Raw genomic sequence first — 14,433 nt, forward strand, 5'->3', positions numbered from 1 at the left:
TTTATTAACGCTTAACCCAGCCAAGCGTACGCTCAGCCAGTTGATTTCGTAGCCACGGCAGATGATCCATTGCCAGCAGGCCCAGGTTACGTCCTGCCACCAGTGGACCATACTGGTTTGCAAAAACGCGCACCAGTCCGTCGGTGATGCCGATAGTGGCGGCGCGATCGGGCTGACGACGCTGCTGATAATGATGCAGCACGGTATAGCTGCCGGGATCCTGCTGTTGACGATGGGCGGCTGCCAGCGTTTCAGCCAGCGACATCACATCGCGCAGGCCAAGATTGAAACCCTGCCCGGCAATGGGATGCAGCGTCTGTGCTGCATTGCCCACCACCGCCACACGGTGCGTCACCGGCGACATCGCCCGGTGCAGCGCCAGCGGGTAGTATTCTCGCTGACCCGTGTGAGTAAATTTGCCCAGCCGCCAGCCAAAGGCACGCTGCAGCTGACTCAGGAATTCAGCCTCGCTCCACTGCTCAATGCGTTCGCGCTGCGAAAGCGGATGACACCAGACCAGCGAGAGACGGTTGCCAGACATCGGCAGTAGCGCCAGCGGGCCATGCTCGGTGAAACGCTCGAAAGCGCGGCCCTGATGGGGCAGCGCAGTGGAGACATTGGCAATTACCGCGAGCTGCTGATAGTCGTCTCTTTGCCACTGAATACCGCACGAGGCGGCCAGGGCAGAGCGCGTGCCATCCGCGGCCACCAGCAGCTTGCCGCTGAGTTGTTCGCCACTGTCCAGTGTCACCTCAACCTGCTGGTCGCTTCGGTGAGCCTGGGTAACGCGTGCAGGACAGCGCAGCGTCACGCCTGGCGCTTTTTTCAGTTCCGCAAACAGCCGCTGACCGACATCAAACAGCTCGACAACCTGCCCCAGCGCCGGAATGTCATAATCAGCCGCCGCCAGTGACACAAAGCCCGCGTGACCGCGATCGGAGACATGGATATGGGTAATCGGCGTGGCACAACTGGCAATGCGCTGCCACAGGTTGATATCCGCCAGTTGCTGGCAGGTTCCGGCCGCGAGGGCAATCGCGCGGCCGTCAAAACCGGGATGCGCCCGGCTGCCTGGCTCGCTGCTTTCAATCAGCGTCACCGGCAGTGTGCCCTGGGTGAGATGGGAGATCGCCAGCGCCAGCGTCGCCCCGGTCATGCCGCCTCCGGCAATCAGAATTGTCATGCCTGTTTTGCCGCCGCCATCAGTGCTTCAATCTCATCGGCTTCTTTCACGACGCTGTCGGTGAGATTCTCAATGCCCTCTTCCGTAATCACAATGTCATCTTCGATTCGGATGCCAATGCCGCGATATTGCGCGGGTACATCCGCATCCGGCCCGATATAGAGACCCGGCTCAACGGTTAACACCATGCCCGGCTCCAGAATCCGATCGCGACTCGGGGTGCCGTAGTGACCTACGTCGTGAACGTCCAGCCCCAGCCAGTGGCCCAGGCCATGCATATAGAACTGGCGATGTGCGTCTTCGGCGATCAGGGTATCGATGTCACCCTCCAGGATACCCAGCTCCACCAGACCGGTCATCATAATGCGCACCACTTCGTCATTCACTTCGCGAATGCTGACACCAGGCCGGAACATCTCAAGCGATCGCTTCAGCGAAGCCAGAACGATGTCATAAATGGCGCGCTGCGCCGGGCTGAATCGGCCGTTAACCGGGAAGGTACGGGTGATATCACCGGCATAGCCGTGGAATTCACAGCCAGCATCGATCAGCACCAGATCGCCGTCGCGCATCTCACTTTCGTTTTCGGTGTAGTGCAGAATGCAGCCGTTCTCGCCGGCCCCCACAATGGTGTTATAGGAGGGATAACGCGCGCCGTGACGGGTAAATTCGTGATGGATCTCCCCTTCCAGCTGATACTCAAACATGCCCGGCTGACAGGTTTGCATCGCGCGAGTATGCGCCAGTGCACTGATTTTCCCGGCGCGGCGTAACAACTCAATTTCATCCGCATCTTTAAAAAGGCGCATCTCATGCACCCATGGACGCCAGTCAGTGACGGTGGCGGGCGCGCTAAGATTCTGGCGGAAACCGCGACGCAGTTTATCCAGTGCGCTGAACACCAGAGTGTCTGCGTGAGCATATTCGCCCTGCGCATGGTAAATCACATCCAGGCCATTCAGCAGCAGGTGCAGCTGTTCACCAATATCGGTCCAGGGTAAGGCGCGATCCACGCCGAGTTTATCGGGCGCGGCCTCCTGACCCAATCGACGACCAGACCAGACTTCCGCTGCGGGGTCACGCACGCGGTTAAACAGCACGCTGTGGTTGTGATTTTCATCGCTTTTGATCAGCACCAGCAGTGCCTGCGGCTCATTAAAGCCGGTGAAATAACTGAAGTCGCTGCTCTGGCGGAAGGGATATTCGGTGTCGTTACTGCGCGTCACTTCAGGCGCAGCAAAAATCAGCGCTGCGCTGCCAGGCACCATCTTCGCCAGCAGCGCCTGACGACGCTGCAGGTATCGTTCCAGTGAAATCATCTCTGCACTCCCTGTAAACTGACCGGTTAAACGCGTTGACCTGAAATTAGTGTAGCGTCGGTTTTTGCACTTCTGGCGCGGTTGGCTGCGGACGAGTGAAGGTATCGTGGCACAGCAGTGCAGCGACACGCACATATTCAATCACCTCTTCCAGCGACTGCTCCAGTTCTTCCTGGTCTTCATCCTCTTCGTAACCGAGTTGGGCAATCGTACGCAAATCATCGATTGCTTCGCCGGTTTCTCCGGTGACTTTATCCAGTTTAGGCTGTGTTACGCCTAGACCGAGCAGAAAATGGTTAACCCAGCCTGCCAGCGCATCGGCACGGTCAAATACGGTGATGTCGTCGTCCGCAGGCAGCATGAGCTGAAACAGGAAACCCTCATCTTCCAGCGTAGTGGCCGTGTGCTCGTGCAGCGCCGCCAGCGGGACCGCAAGCGTGTGTGAAAACGCCATGCCTTCGTTAGCCAGATCGTGTACCAGCGTCTTCCAGCTGGTGTCCTGGTTACCGCCGCAGAGGATGCCGCTTAGCAGGCCATGCATTTCTGCAGGCGTCATACCAACACCCTGCTGTGAGAGCACTGCCGCGAGCGCGTTGTAATCGGGGGTTGCGTTCTGTAAGGACATAAGTTTTCATCGTCGTTGGCAGAATAAGTTCGTGTTATGCTACCACTAGCTGCCTCAAGGTTTCCAGAAAAGGGGTTGTATCTTATTTCGTGGGTCTATATAGTTGCCCGCCTCCCAAGCCATTGACAGCTAAGGGAGTTGCGAGCGAAGTAATCAGTCAGGAAGGTGGCATGTCTGCACAACCGGTAGATTTACAAATTTTTGGTCGTTCGTTGAGAGTGAATTGTCCGCCAGAGCAGCAAGATGCGCTCAATAGCGCGGCTGAAGATCTCAATCAACGGTTGCAAGATCTAAAAGTTCGCACTAGAGTCACCAATACAGAACAACTGGTGTTCATCGCCGCGTTAAACGTCTGCCACGAGCTGGCGCAAGAGAAAGTGAAAACGCGCGATTATGCTGCTAATATGGAACAGCGTATCCGTATGTTGCAGCAGACGATTGAACAGGCATTAGTTGAGCAAGGTCGCATCTCTGAGCGTGAGGGTGCGAAATTCGAATAAAACTTCATGGTTGCTATACTAAAGTAACGGTGAGGTAAATTTTCTCTGAGATGTTTGCATGTGGGCCAGTCCCCTGAGCCGATATTTCGAAAAAACAGAATGTGACGCTCGTAACCTGTGTGCATGCTCGGTTCGTCCGAGAAGCCTGATGGTTATGACGGCATGTTCACCTTGAACCAAGGGTTCAAGGGTTACAGCCTACGGCGGCATCTCGGAGATCTCTCTTCCTGCAGTCCTGCTTTCATCCCCATACCGACATGTTATAGTCGCTGTTCAGCGACTTATCCGGCGGGGAAATCATGTCTGAATCTTCCATGTCATCACCTTCAATGATACAGCGTCAGGTTATCCGTCAGCAGGTACGCTATTTGCGTCGTGCAATGACTGAAGATCAGCAGGCCCAGGCGGCCGAACAGCTCGCTGAACTTGCCCTTAACTATGCGCCGATTACTCACGCGCGCAACATTGCCCTGTTCCTGTCAGTTGATGGTGAGCTGAATACCCGTCCGCTGATTGCCAGGCTCTGGCATCTGAAGAAAGCGGTCTATCTGCCCGTTTTGCATCCCTTCTCGCCCGGTCATTTACTGTTTCTGCGCTACACGCCCGATACCCCATTGCATATCAATAAACTACGTATTCCTGAACCGCCGCTGGATATCCGGCAGTTGATCACGCTTGATCAGCTGGATCTGATGATGGTGCCGCTGGTGGCGTTTGATCAGCATGGGCAGCGTCTGGGCATGGGCGGCGGCTTCTACGATCGCACCCTGCAGAACTGGCGACAGCACGGCTTTTTGCCGGTTGGTCTGGCCCACGATTGTCAGCAGGTCGATAGCCTGCCGGTGGCAGAATGGGATGTACCTTTGCCGGCGGTAATGACGCCGTCAAAGCTCTGGCAGTGGGAGTAGAAGAGCCGCTGTTATGGGCTTTTTCAGACGGATCAGCACCCCGAATCAGGGCGAATTTTGCAACAATGAAATAGCACCACGCGAAGGGGACACGGTAAGAAGAGGAAAGCGGCCCCCGCGCGGGCCAGGCAGTCAGGAATGACGTGTTTGCGACTTTCCGATCTGACCGTTTTTCCTGAGCAGGCTCAGCCTCACAGCAGATCGTACCTGATAGCACGAAGTGGCGCTATTTAGCGCCACTTCGTGTCTGCATCGCTTAGTAAAGCAGACGGGCGCGGATAGTACCCGGAATCGCCTTCATCAGCTGCAGCGCGTTCTCGGCCACTTCTGGCTCGGCATCAATGTCGATAACCACATAGCCCATAAACGGCGAGGTTTGCAGATACTGGGCGGCGATGTTGATGCCCTGCTCTGCGAAGATCTGGTTGATGGCTGTCAGCACGCCTGGACGGTTCTCATGGATGTGCAGCAGACGACTGGCGCTGATACCGTGAATCGGCAGTGAGACTTCCGGGAAGTTAACAGCTGACAGCGTCGAGCCGTTATCGGAATATTTCGCCAGCTTGCCCGCCACTTCAATCCCGATGTTCTCCTGCGCTTCTTCCGTCGAACCGCCAATGTGCGGCGTCAGGATCACGTTGTCGAATTCGCTCAGTGGAGAGATAAACGGCTCGCTGTTGGTGGCGGGTTCTGTCGGGAAGACGTCGATGGCCGCGCCACCAACATGTTTACTGGCCAGCGCATCACACAGCGCCGGGATATCGACTACGGTACCGCGTGAGGCGTTAATCAGCAGCGCACCGGGCTTCATCTGCGCCAGCTGTTCTGCACCGATCATATCCTGTGTTGAGGCAGTTTCCGGCACGTGCAGGCTGACAACGTCGCTCATGTTGAGCAGATCGGCCAGATGGCGTACCTGGGTAGCATTCCCCAGCGGCAACTTGTTTTCAATGTCGTAGAAGAAAACATGCATGCCCAGGCTTTCTGCCAGCACGCCCAGCTGCATCCCGATATGACCGTAACCGATGATACCCAGCTTTTTGCCACGTGCTTCAAATGAGCCTTTGGCAATCTTGTTCCAGATGCCACGGTGCGCTTTCGCGTTCGCTTCCGGGATGCCACGCAGCATCAGCAGCATCTCACCAATCACCAGCTCCGCAACCGAGCGGGTATTGGAGAACGGCGCGTTGAACACCGGAATACCCCGGCTGGCAGCAGCCTGCAGATCAACCTGGTTGGTGCCGATACAGAAACAGCCAACGGCGACGAGCTTTTCAGCCGCCGCAAAAATCTCTTCAGTGAGCTGGGAGCGGGAACGGATACCAATGAAGTGTGCATCGCGAATCGATGCTTTTAACGCGTCGGAGTCCAGCGCGCCCTTGTGGAATTCGATGTTGGTATAGCCTGCAGCCCGCAGGTTATCCAGCGCGCTCTGATGGACACCTTCCACCAGCAGGAACTTAATCTTATCTTTTTCCAGTGATACCTTTGCCATTTCCCAATCCTATTCAGCATTCAATGAGGACTACCATAAGCCAGCCTTCTGTCAAAATATCAAAAAAATCGCGTCCGGCAATACAAACGATTGCCCGGCAGCCAGCACGGCAGCGGCTGCCAGCAGTACATTGCCGGACAAAATCATGAGAGAGGCAAAGAAGAGAGAACGAACCCGCTGCCGATGACGCTTATGTGACATAAGTCACCAAATTTCACCAGTGTGAGAAAAGATGATTTTCAGGCAGAAATAACTGACGCCTTTACGGCGCCAGACAGATCATTTTTTGATAGTTTTGACCCCATCAGGTCCGCCAATCAGTGCAATATCGGCACCGCGCGCGGCAAAAAGGCCGACAGTGACGACGCCAGGCAACGCATTGATGGTTTTTTCCAGCTCAATCGGATCCAGGATACGCAGATTATGCACGTCGAGAATAATGTTACCGTTATCCGTTACCACGTTCTGACGATACTCCGGTAAGCCGCCCATTTTCACCAGCTGACGCGCCACATAACTGCGTGCCATCGGAATCACTTCAACCGGCAGCGGGAAGCGGCCCAGTACATCCACCTCTTTCGAGGCGTCAGCGATACAGATAAAGGTTTCAGCCACTGCAGCCACAATCTTTTCACGCGTCAGCGCCGCGCCGCCGCCTTTAATCATCTGCATCTGCGGGTTGATCTCATCCGCGCCATCGACGTAAACCGACAGCACATCAATCTCATTCAGGTCAAAAACCTGAATGCCCAGGCTTTTCAGCTTCTGGGTGGAGGCATCTGAGCTGGAGACGGCACCGTCGATCTGATGCCTGACCGTGGCAAGCGCATCGATAAAGTGGGCAGCGGTGGAGCCGGTGCCTACGCCGACAATGGTGCCCGGCTGCACGTAATCAAGTGCAGCCCAGCCAACGGCTTTTTTCAGTTCATCCTGGGTCATGGTATGTTTAAAACCTGTGCGACAACGAAGTGCGCGTAGTATAAAACAAGGCTTGCTGAAAATGCTCGGCTGACCGACGTGGATTTATCGCTTTGCAAGCCAGTCCACAAAAACAAGAGAACCATCACAGATAACAGTTTTGTGGCATAGTGACGTCCATCCTGAAGGAGAATTAATATTAATGAAACGCCCGGATTATCGAACGCTTCAGGCGCTGGATTCAGTGATCCGCGAACGCGGATTTGAGCGTGCCGCACAAAAATTGTGTATCACTCAGTCTGCAGTTTCACAGCGAATCAAGCAGCTGGAGAACCTGTTTGGTCAGCCGCTGCTGGTGCGCACTGTGCCGCCGCGCCCGACCGAACAGGGCCAAAAACTACTGGCGTTACTGCATCAGGTGGAATTGCTGGAAGAGGAGTGGCTGGGCGATGAGAACAGTGGCACCACGCCGCTGCTGCTGTCGCTGGCGGTCAACGCCGACAGTCTGGCGACCTGGTTGCTGCCTGCGCTAAAAGATGTGCTGGCTGACTCCCCCGTTCGCCTGAATCTGCAGGTTGAAGATGAAACACGCACTCAGGAGCGTCTGCGTCGGGGTGAAGTGGTGGGTGCGGTGAGTATTCAGCCGCAGCCGCTGCCGAGTTGCCTGGTGGATCAGCTGGGTGCGCTCGACTACTTGTTTGTGGCGTCACGCGACTTTGCTGAACGCTTCTTTCCAAACGGCGTTACCCGCTCTGCCCTGCTGAAAGCGCCTGCCGTGGCTTTTGATCATCTTGATGATATGCACCAGGCTTTCCTGCAGCAGAACTTTGACCTTTCACCTGGCAGTGTGCCCTGCCACATTGTGAACTCGTCTGAAGCCTTTGTGCAGATGGCCCGACAGGGATCGACCTGCTGTATGATCCCACATCTTCAGATTGAACGTGAGCTGGCGAGCGGTGAGTTAATCGATTTGACGCCGGGATTGTATCAGCGCCGGATGCTCTACTGGCATCGGTTTGCGCCTGAAAGCCGGTTAATGCGTCGGGTGACCGATGCGCTGATTGCACATGGACATCGGGTGCTGCGTCAGAATGATGTCGCGGCCTGAAAACAAAAACGGGGCAAAAGCCCCGTTTTTTTATTGTGCCGCGTTGGGCTTAATCTCAAACACTACATCAACCTGATCGTCAAAGTTGATGCTCTGCTGGTCATAAGTCTCCTGCGCCGAGGTATCTGCCGCTGCCGCCGCTTTGTACATGCGGTTCATCGGCATTGGCTGATAGTTGGCGACCTGATAACGGATGCTGTAGATCGATCCCAGCTTCGCGTTAAAGCCTTCAGCCAGTTGCGATGCCTGCTGAGTGGCGTTTTTAATCGCCGCTTTACGCGCCTGCTCTTTATAGCTTTCCGGGTTTGCCACGCCTAACTCGACGCTACGCACCTCATTCAGACCGGATTTCAGTGCTCCGTCCAGCAGATCATTCAGCTTGTCCAGCTGACGCAGGGTGACCTGTACCTGACGCACAGCACGATAGCCTTTCAGTACGGATTTACCCTCTTTGGTGTAGTCGTACTCTGGCTGCGTGCTCAGGTTAGCCGCATCGATATCTTTTTTCTCGATGCCATTCTTCTGCAGAAAATCGAAATATTGCGCAACCCGGCTATCTGCCTGTTTTTTCGCATCTGCGGCATCTTTCGATGACACGTTCACAACGATAGAGAGGGTCGCGATATCGGGACGAGCATCGACCGTTGCCTTGCCTGAGGTCACCACGTGCGGTCCGTTCGGTAACTCATCAGCGTGTACGCCAGGCAATGCCCCGGCGCTCATGATTGCGGCCAGAGCCAATGCTTTCAGTTTCATGAAAGTCCTCCTTGAAAAGGTCACTATGACGGCTTCCAACCGGCGAAGCCCAACAGCGCATCGGTATGCGCCATGCTTTGAGTGGTCATTATGCCAAAAATTCGTCCGCAGCGCGGCAATTACCGCCCGGGATCGAGGCTAAGATCAAAAACCGGCAATACCCTGACGCGCCAGTTGCAGGGCGATAAACCACATTACCGCGCCGACCAGCAGGTTAATCACACGCTGTGCTTTCGCGGTGCGCAGGCGCGGTGACAGCCACGCGGCCAGCAGCGCCAGGCCGAAAAACCACAGGATCGACGCGCTGACGGTGCCCAGCGCGAACCACTGACGCGCCGTGGTGCTGGGCAACTGGCCGCCAAGACTGCCCAGCACCACAAAAGTGTCGAGATAGACGTGAGGATTGAGCCAGGTTACCGCCAGCAAGGTTGCGATAATGCGTCCCCTGCTCTGCTTCAGTGGCTCGCCATCCGCCAGATCGGCGTTGCCACGAAAAGCGCTTCGCAGCGCACCCCAGCCATACCAGAGCAGAAAGGCTACGCCTGCCCAGGTGATGACCATCAGCAGCAGCGGAGACTGGCTTAGCAGGGCGCTGCCGCCAAAGATGCCGCCGCATATCAGCAGAATATCGCTCAGTGAGCAGAGTGCCGCCGTCATCAGATGATACTGACGTTTCACGCCCTGATTCATCACAAATGCGTTTTGTGGCCCCAATGGCAGGATCAGCGCAGCGCCCAGGGCAAGCCCCTGAAAGTAGAGAGATATCACAGAATTACGTCCTCACATGGTCAGATGTGGGGAAGTATAAAGAGAGGAGATGATTAGCGGAAATTGAAAGAATTAATCCACGATTAGCAAAATTAATGGGCGACAGACGCCGCCCATTGAACAAATTACTGCGGCTGTGTCTCTGGTGCAGGTGTATCTGACGGTCTGACGCGGTGCAGATGCACATCCATCTGCGGATAAGGAATACCAATTCCTTTGCCATCCAGCGTACGCTTGAAGTTCTTCATCAGATCCCAGTAGACGTTTTGCAGGTCTCCACTGTTGCTCCAGCAGCGCACGACAAAATTCATTGAGGATGCGGCTAACTCATTAAGCCCAATCTGGATACCCATATCTTTTAGTACACGTTCATCTGCTTCAACGACTTCCCGCAGCAGCGTCAGAACCTGATCCACATCGGCATCGTAGGAGACGCCGATAATAAATTCATTGCGTCGTACCGGCTCGCGCGAAAAGTTAACGATGTTTCCGGCAAGGATTTTACCGTTCGGCACCACCACGCGCTTGCCATCCGCTGACTTGAGCGTCGTAGAGAAGATCTGCACGTTCATGACTGTGCCCATGATGCCACCCAGATCCACAAACTCACCGGTGCGGAAGTGGCGGAAGATCACCAGCAGTACGCCGGCAGCCAGGTTTGACAGTGAATCTTTTAAGGCCAGACCCACAGCCAGACCGGCCGCACCGAGGATGGCAATAACCGAGGTGGTCTGTACGCCAATGCGACCCAGCGCCGCGATAAGTGTGAAGGCGATAATGCCGTAGCGCACCAGCGCCGACAAAAAGTCAGCAACGGTCGTATCAATATGACGTGCGCACAGCAGACGATTAACGGTGTTGGAGATGATGCGTGCAACAATCATACCCACAAAGATAATCGCAATAGCTGCGACAATGTTCACCGCATAGCTTATCAGCAGCTCCTGATTGCGTACTATCCAGTTACCTGCGTTGTTAAGCTCATCAAACATACCCGTATCCTGCATGGAACCATCCTGTAATTAAATTCCCAAGGGAAGTAACAACAGATTGTCAGAACAGCTCTGACAATCCCTGACAAAAGGGTAAACAATAAATGCCGGTGTGCCAAACCTGCATGACCTTTGACGCAAATCCGGCGAAAAAAGATCAAAAAAAAGGCCCTTTCGGGCCTTTTTTATACAGAAGACAGTTTATACCGTAACTCAATATCAGTTACAGAACGTCGACAGCGTTGAGCTCTTTGAAGGCCTGCTCCAGACGCACGACCATTGAGGCCTGGGCTGAACGCAGCCAGACGCGTGGGTCGTAGTATTTTTTGTTTGGCTTGTCGTCGCCTTCCGGGTTACCCAGCTGCGACTGCAGATAGCCTTCATTCTTTTTGTAGTACTGCAGGATGCCGTCCCAGGTTGCCCATTGGGTATCGGTATCGATGTTCATCTTGATCACGCCGTAGCTGATAGACTCTTCGATTTCTGCAGCTGAAGAACCTGAACCGCCGTGGAAAACGAAGTCCAGCGCGTTGTGCGGCAGGCCATGTTTTTCACACACGAATTTCTGCGAATCACGCAGAATGGTTGGGGTCAGTTTCACGTTACCTGGCTTGTAAACGCCGTGTACGTTGCCGAATGAAGCCGCAATGGTGAAGCGCGGGCTGATAGCATTCAGTTTTTCGTATGCGTAGTTCACATCTTCTGGCTGGGTGTAGAGAGCAGATGCGTCCATATGGCTGTTATCCACGCCATCTTCTTCACCACCGGTGCAGCCCAGTTCGATTTCCAGCGTCATGTCGAGTTTCGCCATGCGCGCCAGGTACTTGCTGCTGATTTCGATGTTCTCTTCCAGTGACTCTTCTGACAGGTCGATCATGTGAGAAGAGAACAGTGGCTTACCGTTTTTCTGGAAGTACTCTTCACCCGCGTCCAGCAGACCATCGATCCACGGCAGCAGTTTCTTCGCGCAGTGGTCAGTGTGCAGGATAACCGGCACGCCATACTGCTCTGCCATCAGGTGAACATGGTGTGCACCGGCGATAGCACCGAAGATTGCCGCGCCCTGTGGTTTGTCAGTCTTGAAGCCTTTACCGGCGATAAATGCAGCACCACCGTTAGAGAACTGGATGATGATTGGCGCTTTCACTTTCGCTGCCGCTTCCAGTGCCGCATTGATGGAGTCGGTGCCGACGCAGTTCACTGCTGGCAGTGCGAATTTGTTCTCTTTCGCAACTTTGAAGATCTTCTGTACGTCATCACCAGTGACAACGCCGGGTTTTACGAAATCAAAAATTTTAGACATGATTGTGTCCTGTTTCGTGACCGTTGTTCCCTTAAAGGAACGTCGATTTAAACGCCCAGATGGGCAAGACTTCAGACGATGCCGCGAGGCATCGCCCCCAAAGGATTACTGCTTCGCACGCTCTTCCAGCATGGCAACTGCTGGCAGTTTTTTGCCTTCCACGAACTCCAGGAACGCACCACCGCCGGTAGAGATGTAGGAAATTTTGTCTTCGATGCCGAACAGGTCGATAGCCGCTAAGGTATCGCCGCCGCCTGCAACAGAGAAGGCATCGCTGTCTGCAATCGCGTTAGCCACGATCTCGGTGCCTTTACGGAAGTTAGGGAACTCAAACACGCCCACCGGGCCATTCCACAGGATGGTTTTAGCCTCTTTCAGGATGGCAGCCATGGCCTGAGCGGTTTCATCACCGAAGTCCATAATCTCTTCGTTATCTGCTACTTCCGAAACCTTTTTCACGGTCGCTGGCGCAGTTTCAGAGAATTCTGTGCCGACGCGAGAGTCAGTTGGAACCGGGATACCGTGCTGATCGCGCAGGCCTTTAGCCGCTTCAACGAAGTCGGGTTCATACAGTGACTTGCCGACATTGTTGTCGATAGCCACGAAGGTGTTCGCAATGCCGCCGCCGACAATCACGGTGTCCGCGATTTTGACCAGAGACTGCAGCACATCAAATTTGGTAGAGACTTTAGAACCACCAACAACAGCCACCAGCGGACGCTCAGGGTTGCTCATGACCTTACCCAGCGCTTCCAGTTCTGCAGAAAGCAGGGGACCGGCACAGGCGATAGGGGCAAATTTGCCAACGCCGTGGGTAGAAGCCTGCGCGCGGTGCGCAGTACCAAACGCGTCCATCACAAATACGTCGCACAGGGCGGCATATTTTTTAGACAGCGCTTCGTCATCTTTCTTTTCGCCTTTGTTAAAGCGAACGTTTTCCAGCACAACCAGTTCGCCAGCGCCCACTTCAACGCCATCGAGGTAATCTTTTGCCAGGGTCACAGTGGTGCCGCTCAGCTTCTCTTTCAGGTAGTTAACTACCGGCAGCAGCGAGAACTCTTCGTTGTATTCACCTTCGGTCGGACGACCCAGGTGAGAGGTAACCATTACTTTCGCGCCCTGTTTCAACGCCGCTTCAATGGTTGGCAGAGAAGCACGGATACGTGCATCAGACGTCACTTTACCTTCTTTAACTGGTACGTTCAGATCGGCACGGATCAGAACGCGTTTACCAGCCAGATCCAGATCGGTCATCTTAATTACAGACATGGTGAATCCTCTCGTTGACTCTCATAAGTTTTGCCAGACGCAAACCGCGTCTTACCTGAAACCGCTTGCGGCCATCGCTAACGTCGTGTCGAGCATTCGGTTAGCAAAGCCCCATTCATTGTCACACCAGACCAGTGTCTTGATAAGGTGTTGACCGCTGACCCGCGTTTGTGTTCCGTCCACAATGGCACTGTGCGGATCATGGTTAAAATCTACTGAGACTAACGGTAATTCCGTGTAGTCAACTATACCACGAAATGCCCCTTCTGCCGCGCTTCGCAACAAGGTGTTAACGTCACATGCCGTTACCGCGTTATGCACAGAAACGCTGAGATCAATGGCCGTCACGTTAATCGTCGGGACGCGAACGGCTATCGCCTCAAAGCGATCGTTGAATTTCGGAAAAATACGGGTGATGCCTGCCGCCAGACGCGTATCCACTGGAATGATGGACTGACTGGCCGCACGGGTCCGGCGCAGATCGCTGTGATAGGCGTCGATCACCTGCTGATCGTGCATCGCCGAGTGGATCGTCGTGACGGTGCCGGATTCGATACCAAACGCATCATCCAGCAGTTTAATGACCGGAATAATGCAGTTTGTGGTGCAGGACGCATTGGAGACGATGCGATCGCTGGCGGTGAGATCCTGCTGGTTAACACCGAACACGACAGTCGCGTCGAGATCGTTTCCGCCAGGATGAGAGAACAGCACTTTTTTGGCACCCGCCTGCAGATGGGCTTCGCCATCAGCCCGTGAGCCATAGACGCCGGTACAGTCCAGCACCACATCCACATCGAGTTCACGCCACGGCAAATCGGCTATGTCTGCACGGTGCAAAATGCGCAGGGTATCGCCACCCACCCACATAACATCGCGCTCCTGACGAACGTCGAAAGCAAAACGGCCATGGCTGGTATCGTATTTCAGCAGGTGCGCCATACCGGTGGCTTCAGCCAGCTCATTAATCGCGACCACGGTAATCTCTGCACGTCGGCCCGTTTCATAGAGCGCGCGCAGGACATTGCGTCCAATCCGGCCAAAACCATTTATCGCTATCCGTACCGTCATTTATCTCCTGCCACGTCAGACTGAAAAAACGTGCCGTTAGCCTGAGCGCTTCACTGCATTTTGTACAGGAGATTCTTGCCCGGCATTGTCCGAAATCAGGGCGGCTGGCCCGAAGACTGAAACGGTTCAGCCAGAATAATAGAAGGAAGGAATAACAGGAATGATTGCGATCAATCTGACTGCATAAATTTGGATCTGCGTCACAAATTTAAGCCAGA

Annotated in this window: 14 protein-coding genes and 1 other RNA gene; 4 read left to right on the top strand and 11 right to left on the bottom strand. The window is 54.6% G+C overall.

Features of this window, described 5'->3' with window-relative positions; translation table 11 throughout:
• Window positions 1–4: 4 nt before the first annotated feature.
• From ubiH to H7K52_RS12545, 3 genes are read right to left on the bottom strand one after another with little or no spacing between them, the layout of a single operon-like run.
• Window positions 5–1,183 (bottom strand): 2-octaprenyl-6-methoxyphenyl hydroxylase, encoded by a 1,179-nt coding sequence (gene ubiH, locus H7K52_RS12535; RefSeq protein WP_182630104.1) that lies wholly within the window; start codon window positions 1,181–1,183, stop codon window positions 5–7.
• Window positions 1,180–2,502 (bottom strand): Xaa-Pro aminopeptidase, encoded by a 1,323-nt coding sequence (gene pepP / locus H7K52_RS12540; protein ID WP_008925676.1) that lies wholly within the window; start codon window positions 2,500–2,502, stop codon window positions 1,180–1,182. The genes ubiH and pepP overlap by 4 nt, the downstream gene beginning before the upstream one ends.
• A 46-nt stretch (window positions 2,503–2,548) precedes the next feature.
• The gene (locus H7K52_RS12545; RefSeq protein ID WP_003852855.1) at window positions 2,549–3,127 is read right to left on the bottom strand and encodes a YecA/YgfB family protein; all 579 of its coding nucleotides are present in this window, start codon (window positions 3,125–3,127) and stop codon (window positions 2,549–2,551) included.
• A gap of 170 nt (window positions 3,128–3,297) precedes the next feature.
• Between H7K52_RS12545 and zapA the strand changes: the two genes are divergently transcribed.
• From zapA to H7K52_RS12560, 3 genes are all read left to right on the top strand, one after another.
• Window positions 3,298–3,627 carry a cell division protein ZapA gene (gene zapA / locus H7K52_RS12550; protein ID WP_008925677.1) on the top strand — a complete coding sequence of 110 codons (330 nt, stop codon included), beginning with the start codon at window positions 3,298–3,300 and terminating at the stop codon, window positions 3,625–3,627.
• 39 nt (window positions 3,628–3,666) lie between these two features.
• Window positions 3,667–3,849: non-coding RNA, 6S RNA (gene ssrS / locus H7K52_RS12555), on the top strand.
• Window positions 3,850–3,941: 92 nt separating this feature from the next.
• Window positions 3,942–4,535: a 5-formyltetrahydrofolate cyclo-ligase gene (locus H7K52_RS12560; protein ID WP_110411030.1), complete on the top strand. Its 594-nt coding sequence runs from the start codon at window positions 3,942–3,944 to the stop codon at window positions 4,533–4,535.
• A gap of 256 nt (window positions 4,536–4,791) precedes the next feature.
• Here H7K52_RS12560 and serA read toward each other — a convergent pair whose 3' ends face one another.
• Entirely contained in the window at window positions 4,792–6,030 is a 1,239-nt protein-coding gene (gene serA / locus H7K52_RS12565; protein WP_003852850.1) for a phosphoglycerate dehydrogenase, read from the bottom strand.
• A gap of 279 nt (window positions 6,031–6,309) precedes the next feature.
• Window positions 6,310–6,969 carry a ribose-5-phosphate isomerase RpiA gene (gene rpiA, locus H7K52_RS12570; protein WP_003852846.1) on the bottom strand — a complete coding sequence of 220 codons (660 nt, stop codon included), beginning with the start codon at window positions 6,967–6,969 and terminating at the stop codon, window positions 6,310–6,312.
• Window positions 6,970–7,150: 181 nt separating this feature from the next.
• Between rpiA and H7K52_RS12575 the strand changes: the two genes are divergently transcribed.
• A complete protein-coding gene (locus H7K52_RS12575) occupies window positions 7,151–8,056 on the top strand; it encodes a LysR family transcriptional regulator ArgP (protein WP_008925678.1) in 906 nt (301 codons plus the stop codon).
• 30 nt (window positions 8,057–8,086) lie between these two features.
• Here H7K52_RS12575 and H7K52_RS12580 read toward each other — a convergent pair whose 3' ends face one another.
• The 6 genes from H7K52_RS12580 to epd form a co-directional block, all read right to left on the bottom strand.
• Window positions 8,087–8,812: an oxidative stress defense protein gene (locus H7K52_RS12580; protein ID WP_003852844.1), complete on the bottom strand. Its 726-nt coding sequence runs from the start codon at window positions 8,810–8,812 to the stop codon at window positions 8,087–8,089.
• A 144-nt stretch (window positions 8,813–8,956) separates the two neighbouring features.
• Window positions 8,957–9,580 (bottom strand): arginine exporter ArgO, encoded by a 624-nt coding sequence (gene argO / locus H7K52_RS12585; protein WP_003852843.1) that lies wholly within the window; start codon window positions 9,578–9,580, stop codon window positions 8,957–8,959.
• A 125-nt stretch (window positions 9,581–9,705) separates the two neighbouring features.
• Window positions 9,706–10,587: a small-conductance mechanosensitive channel MscS gene (mscS, locus tag H7K52_RS12590; RefSeq protein WP_003852840.1), complete on the bottom strand. Its 882-nt coding sequence runs from the start codon at window positions 10,585–10,587 to the stop codon at window positions 9,706–9,708.
• A 208-nt stretch (window positions 10,588–10,795) separates the two neighbouring features.
• Window positions 10,796–11,875: a class II fructose-bisphosphate aldolase gene (gene fbaA, locus H7K52_RS12595; protein ID WP_003852838.1), complete on the bottom strand. Its 1,080-nt coding sequence runs from the start codon at window positions 11,873–11,875 to the stop codon at window positions 10,796–10,798.
• A 105-nt stretch (window positions 11,876–11,980) separates the two neighbouring features.
• A complete protein-coding gene (pgk, locus tag H7K52_RS12600; RefSeq protein ID WP_003853361.1) occupies window positions 11,981–13,144 on the bottom strand; it encodes a phosphoglycerate kinase in 1,164 nt (387 codons plus the stop codon).
• Window positions 13,145–13,195: 51 nt separating this feature from the next.
• On the bottom strand, window positions 13,196–14,215 hold the full coding sequence (gene epd / locus H7K52_RS12605; protein WP_003853362.1) for an erythrose-4-phosphate dehydrogenase: 1,020 nt from the start codon (window positions 14,213–14,215) through the stop codon (window positions 13,196–13,198).
• Between the last annotated feature and the right edge of the window lie 218 nt (window positions 14,216–14,433).

It is taken from the genome of Pantoea hericii (assembly GCF_014155795.1).
Taxonomy (GTDB): Bacteria; Pseudomonadota; Gammaproteobacteria; order Enterobacterales; family Enterobacteriaceae; genus Pantoea; species Pantoea eucalypti.

What these genes read in the sequence shown, in the direction of transcription:
- epd (WP_003853362.1), bottom strand. Translation starts at nt 14,215, where the DNA reads ATGACGGTACGGATAGCGATAAATGGTTTTGGCCGGATTGGACGCAAT.
- serA (WP_003852850.1), bottom strand. Translation starts at nt 6,030, where the DNA reads ATGGCAAAGGTATCACTGGAAAAAGATAAGATTAAGTTCCTGCTGGTG.
- H7K52_RS12545 (WP_003852855.1), bottom strand. Translation starts at nt 3,127, where the DNA reads ATGTCCTTACAGAACGCAACCCCCGATTACAACGCGCTCGCGGCAGTG.
- H7K52_RS12560 (WP_110411030.1), top strand. Translation starts at nt 3,942, where the DNA reads ATGTCATCACCTTCAATGATACAGCGTCAGGTTATCCGTCAGCAGGTA.
- rpiA (WP_003852846.1), bottom strand. Translation starts at nt 6,969, where the DNA reads ATGACCCAGGATGAACTGAAAAAAGCCGTTGGCTGGGCTGCACTTGAT.
- pgk (WP_003853361.1), bottom strand. Translation starts at nt 13,144, where the DNA reads ATGTCTGTAATTAAGATGACCGATCTGGATCTGGCTGGTAAACGCGTT.
- zapA (WP_008925677.1), top strand. Translation starts at nt 3,298, where the DNA reads ATGTCTGCACAACCGGTAGATTTACAAATTTTTGGTCGTTCGTTGAGA.
- ubiH (WP_182630104.1), bottom strand. Translation starts at nt 1,183, where the DNA reads ATGACAATTCTGATTGCCGGAGGCGGCATGACCGGGGCGACGCTGGCG.
- mscS (WP_003852840.1), bottom strand. Translation starts at nt 10,587, where the DNA reads ATGCAGGATACGGGTATGTTTGATGAGCTTAACAACGCAGGTAACTGG.
- H7K52_RS12580 (WP_003852844.1), bottom strand. Translation starts at nt 8,812, where the DNA reads ATGAAACTGAAAGCATTGGCTCTGGCCGCAATCATGAGCGCCGGGGCA.
- pepP (WP_008925676.1), bottom strand. Translation starts at nt 2,502, where the DNA reads ATGATTTCACTGGAACGATACCTGCAGCGTCGTCAGGCGCTGCTGGCG.
- H7K52_RS12575 (WP_008925678.1), top strand. Translation starts at nt 7,151, where the DNA reads ATGAAACGCCCGGATTATCGAACGCTTCAGGCGCTGGATTCAGTGATC.
- fbaA (WP_003852838.1), bottom strand. Translation starts at nt 11,875, where the DNA reads ATGTCTAAAATTTTTGATTTCGTAAAACCCGGCGTTGTCACTGGTGAT.